This is a genomic window from Actinomycetes bacterium (assembly GCA_036000965.1).
In the GTDB taxonomy this organism is placed as follows: domain Bacteria; phylum Actinomycetota; class CALGFH01; order CALGFH01; family CALGFH01; genus DASYUT01.
The window spans coordinates 1-4,580 of record DASYUT010000187.1 but is presented as its reverse complement, the minus strand read 5'-3'; the positions used below and the strand labels follow the sequence as shown (position 1 = coordinate 4,580).

Here is a 4,580-nt window from a genome sequence, read left to right as displayed (position 1 = left end):
CTCGACGCTCAAGCGGCGCGGGGCGAATGCCGTCGTCACTTGAGCGGAAGCGGACGTAGCCGACGCTCGTCGACCGCGTAGATGAAAGGGCCAGGCTCGGCGCATGCCGCTTCCATGGCGGACAGGTTGTGAAGGAACCGGTTCGTCATCTCCTGGGCTGTTAGGTTCTGCCGTGGGATGCAGAAACAGCGGATCGCATAGCGCTTCACCGCTTGTCGCTCGGCGACGTTGGAACGGATGCTGCGATCCTTCATCAGCACTACCCAGCCACGTCGTCCCGCCTCCTTGAGCCACATCACATCCTTGACTTCCTGGTCGGCAGGGACGCCGTAGTGTTCGGCGAGGGTCACCAAGTGAAGTCCGGCCGCTCGCAGGAGCCCAGGCACCTGGATGCGGCCCAGGCTGCGGTCGAGGAAGCGATCAGGCAGCCCGGCGGGATGCGACACGCAGGGCGTCCTCAAGCTCCGCCGGTGGAACGCCGAACTCCTCGGCGACCATGCCGAGGTCCTCGCCCGCCCAGAACCGCTCCAGCACGTCAGCGACCCTCGCCGCCCCGTGGGCGAAGATGGGCTGGCCGAAGGAGCGCTCAGGGTCAGCGACGACCTTGGCGGACCGATAGTCGGGAAGGCGAATTAGCCGCGCATAACCGTCCGGCCCGTACTCGATACGCTCGAGGTAGTCCTGGATGACCGGAGCGAAGACACGCTGGTTGTTCCGCACGACGACCAGCTCGCGGGTGTCTATCGCCTCTGGGGTGTCGCCGTGCCGCTCGGCGTAATCGTAGAGCACCTCAGCGCCGTCGGTGTACAGCGCTTTGGACGCGAGGGCGTGCTCAAGACCGACGGTCTCGGCGAGGGCTGCGAGGGCCGGTCGGATGCGTTGCATCGTAATGCCCTTGCTGCGAAACGCGGCCAGCACCATCCCTTCCGCCAGCCCGATGAAAGGGATCGTCGGATGGTTCCCGCCGTGGCTTGGCAGAGCAGTCACGATCGGCTCGCCAATGACTGCACGGCGGCCGAGCGGCCGGCGAACATAGCCCTTCGCCCACGTCGTGAACGTTGCGGTTGGCACACCCAAGTACTTGGCGGCCTCCGTCATACGATACAGCGGCACCTCGAAGCGCACGTCGGGTTCGGAGGACCGCCTGGTCATCTCACCGCCCCCTCGCCTGATGCTCGCGGCCAGCCTGCCCGGCTCCTAGCGGTAGGACGGCTAACGGTAGGACGGCTAAGTCTTACACGACTACGCGACAGGCCGGGTAGGGGAAGTCAACACTGAGACCGACCAGGCGCCACGACCCCGCACAAGGTCGGCCGTGCGCAAGCCAGCTTGGCGGAACGATCGCGTTGAGGGGGACACTCCCCCGTGAACCTGGCTGCTGTACACCGGTACGGGAGTCACATCCATGTGTAAGCACACGGAGGGCCCGGCCCGCTCCCTTCCAGCCGTTCACATCACGACAGAGAGACTCGACCCTTCCGCAAAGCCCGGATCATGGCCTACGACGCAGTAACCTGACAAGCACGCCAGGTCACGCGCTGTGTCACGAGACGCGTTGCAGCTGGCAGGTACCGGAAGACGGCAGCCTGCTGGAACGGCACACGGGCGCTGGCGGTGAAGACAGACAACCGCCCATCGGCGAGCATGCCCACCTGGGTGGGGAGGCGACTAGGCTGACGGCGAGGTCCGATCGAGCGCGGAGGCGGGTGTGGATCGAGAGCGGGATGGGGGCGCGGTGACCGCCCCGGCAGTCGAGGTGCGCGACCTGGTCAAGCGCTACCCAAAGAGCAAGGTGAACGCCGTCGACGGGGTGTCGTTCACGGTCACCCCGGGCGAGGTCTTCGGTCTGCTCGGGCCGAACGGCGCAGGCAAGACGACCACGGTCGGCATCCTGACCACCCGGGTGCGGCCAAGCGGCGGGGTGGCCCTCGTCGCCGGGGCCGACGTGGGTGCCGACCCGGTGCGCGCCCGTCGCCTGGTCGCGGTCGTCCCCCAGCGCAACAACCTCGACCGCTCCCTGTCGATCCGCCAGAACCTGCTCTTCCACGCCGCCTACCACGGCGTGCCGGCCGCCGAGCGGGGCCACCGAGCCGACGCGCTGCTCGAGGAGTTCGGACTGGCCGACCGGTCCGGCGAGAAGCCCGACATGTTCTCGGGCGGCCAGGCCCAGCGAATCATGGTCGCAAGGGCGCTCATGCACGCGCCGAAGGTGCTCTTCATGGACGAGCCCACCACCGGACTCGACCCGGCCGCCCGGCTGTTCGTCTGGGACCGGGTCCGCGACCTGCGGGCTCGTGGCGTGACGATCGTGCTCACCACCCACGACATGGACGAGGCAGCCGAGCTGGCCGACCGGGTGGGGATTATGGATCGCGGCAGGCTGCTCGCCCTTGACACGCCGGACGGGCTGACCCGCGGGCTGCCGGGCCAGACCACCCTGGAGGTGGCGCTGGCCCCGGCCGACGGAACGTCGCCCGACGACCTGCTGGCCGCGCTCGGCGCCCTCGACGGGGTCGAGCGGGTCGAGCGGGTGGAGGCCGCCCATGCCGGGCCCCCCGCCTTCGCCGGCGGCTGGCCCGGCATGAACGGGCCACCGGCTGGTCCGCCCCCAAGGGGCGGCGGGACGGAGGGCGACGGCCGGCCACGGGAGCTGCGGGCCCGGCTGTACCTCTCGGGTGACGCGCCGCTCATGCTCGCGCCGGTGGCCACGATGCTCGCCGCGCGGGATGCCCAGCTCACCGACGTGAGCATCGGTACCCCCAGCCTGGAGGACGTCTTCATCAGCCTCACCGGGAGGTCGCTGCGGTGAGCGCGACGATCACCCCGGCCACCGCGGCCGAGCCGGCCGCGGTCAGCCAGGTCCGCGTGTTCCTGGCCGTGCTGCGGCGCGACGTCTACGTGACCGCACGAGAGCTGCCCGTGTTCCTCGCCCAGGTCATCCTGCAGCCGCTGTTCCTGCTGTTCGTCTTCGGCAAGGTGCTGACCGACCTCGGCTTCGCCCGCGGCGGCTACACCGAGGTCCTGTTCCCCGGCGTCGTCGCGCTGACCGCCGTGATCACCGCCCTGCAGGGCACCGCCCTGCCGCTGGTGATCGACTTCAGCTTCACCAAGGAAATCGAGGACCGGCTGCTCGCCCCCCTGCCGGTCGGGATGGTGGCGGTCGAGAAGATCGTGTTCGCCGCCATGCGCGCCCTGCTGGCCGCCGTGGTGATGTTCCCGATCGGCATCTGGGTGCTCGGCTCGATCCCGTGGCGGGCCAGCGGTCTGCCTCTGCTCGTCACCATCCTGGTGCTCGGCTCGCTGGTCGGGGCGGCCCTCGGCCTGATCCTGGGGACGGCCGTGCCGCCGAACCGGATCAACGTCATGTTCGCCCTGATCCTCACCCCGCTGCTGTTCACCGGGGCGAGCCAGTACCCGTGGGCGTCGCTCGACCGGCTCCGCTGGTTTCAGGTGGTGACCGCCTTCAACCCGCTCACCTACGTCAGCGAGGGGCTCCGGGCCGCCCTCGAGCCCGCCGTCCCGCACATGCGGCCCTGGATATCGGTGCTGGTCCTGGCCGCCACCCTGGTGGCGTTCACAGCGGTCGGCGTCCGCTTGTTCCTGCGCCGCGCGATCGACTGACCGGGCTAGCCGGCCATGTGATCACGACGAATTGACGCTGCGGGTCCTGGGACTGCCCTGCAAGGCTAGCCGGCCCAGGCGTCCTCACGACCTGCTCGTGGCCTAGGCGTCCTCACCGCCTGCTCGTGGTGCTGTCCACGTGGGCGGTGACGGACCTGCCGCCGGGGTGGCGGTGGCCCTCGCTGGCGTCGCCGGGACGCTGGCACTCGCGACAACATCCGCGCCCGCCGCCAGGGCCCAGGGATGGCCTTCGCGGCCTGAGCCACGACCTGCTGCATCGCGGGCGTTCCGGCAGCCCCCTGGCGCGACGTCACCTGACCCGCGTGAGCACCATCCGGTTGCCGCCCCTCCGGAGCGCGGGCGTAAACTCCCCGGTGGAGGCTTGGCCGAGCGGTCGAAGGCACACGCCTGGAAAGCGTGTAGGGGGGCAACCTCCTCGAGGGTTCGAACCCCTCAGCCTCCGCCACGAGAACAGGTCATCTACCTGCGCGTACGCTGTCGCCGTTCCCGGCTGGTCCGCGCTGGGTCCGCACGCGGTTGACGAGTGCGGCTGTCCGGGCCTGCTTAGAGGACATTCCGGAACTGGTAAGGAGCCGGTTGGAACGACCTACTAAAGAAGTTCGCTCGTTCCTGCGATGTTGTGGCAGCATGGGAGCATGAGACCAACTGCCTACCGCCGCAACGCCCGCGGCCTCCGCGACCGCCAGGCGTTCGAACACGTCCGCATGCAGGCCGGCGCGCTGTTTGCCGCCGGCCGCTCCCAGGCCGAGGTCGCCCGCGAACTCGGCGTCTCCCGGCAAAACGCCAGCCGCTGGCACGCCCACTGGCACGCGGGCGGGCCCGAGGCGCTGCGCAGCGCCGGCCCCACCGGGCAGGCCCCGCGCCTGTCCGAGCCCCAGCTTGCCGCCATCGACCAGGCGCTGCGCGAGGGCGCCCCCGCCCACGGGTTCGACACCGAC

Annotated in this window: 5 protein-coding genes and 1 tRNA gene; 4 read left to right on the top strand and 2 right to left on the bottom strand. The window is 69.9% G+C overall.

The annotated features are described in order from the left end of the window. Positions 1 to 35: 35 nt before the first annotated feature. Positions 36 to 446 carry a hypothetical protein gene (locus VG276_17465; GenBank protein ID HEV8651120.1) on the bottom strand — a complete coding sequence of 137 codons (411 nt, stop codon included), beginning with the start codon at positions 444 to 446 and terminating at the stop codon, positions 36 to 38. Beyond that, the gene (locus VG276_17460; GenBank protein ID HEV8651119.1) at positions 421 to 1,152 is read right to left on the bottom strand and encodes a DUF433 domain-containing protein; all 732 of its coding nucleotides are present in this window, start codon (positions 1,150 to 1,152) and stop codon (positions 421 to 423) included. The genes VG276_17465 and VG276_17460 overlap by 26 nt, the downstream gene beginning before the upstream one ends. A 556-nt stretch (positions 1,153 to 1,708) precedes the next feature. Here VG276_17460 and VG276_17455 point away from each other — a divergent pair. From VG276_17455 to VG276_17440, 4 genes are all read left to right on the top strand, one after another. Then, complete coding sequence (locus VG276_17455) at positions 1,709 to 2,809, top strand: ABC transporter ATP-binding protein (GenBank protein ID HEV8651118.1); 1,101 nt, start codon at positions 1,709 to 1,711, stop codon at positions 2,807 to 2,809. Further along, the gene (locus VG276_17450; GenBank protein HEV8651117.1) at positions 2,806 to 3,621 is read left to right on the top strand and encodes an ABC transporter permease; all 816 of its coding nucleotides are present in this window, start codon (positions 2,806 to 2,808) and stop codon (positions 3,619 to 3,621) included. The genes VG276_17455 and VG276_17450 overlap by 4 nt, the downstream gene beginning before the upstream one ends. Before the next feature lie 376 nt (positions 3,622 to 3,997). Beyond that, a tRNA-Ser gene (locus VG276_17445) sits at positions 3,998 to 4,087 on the top strand. 190 nt (positions 4,088 to 4,277) lie between these two features. Then, positions 4,278 to 4,580, top strand: a 303-nt coding sequence (locus tag VG276_17440; GenBank protein ID HEV8651116.1) for a helix-turn-helix domain-containing protein, incomplete at its 3' end; no start/stop codon positions are given.

What these genes read in the sequence shown, in the direction of transcription:
- VG276_17460 (HEV8651119.1), bottom strand. Translation starts at nt 1,152, where the DNA reads ATGACCAGGCGGTCCTCCGAACCCGACGTGCGCTTCGAGGTGCCGCTG.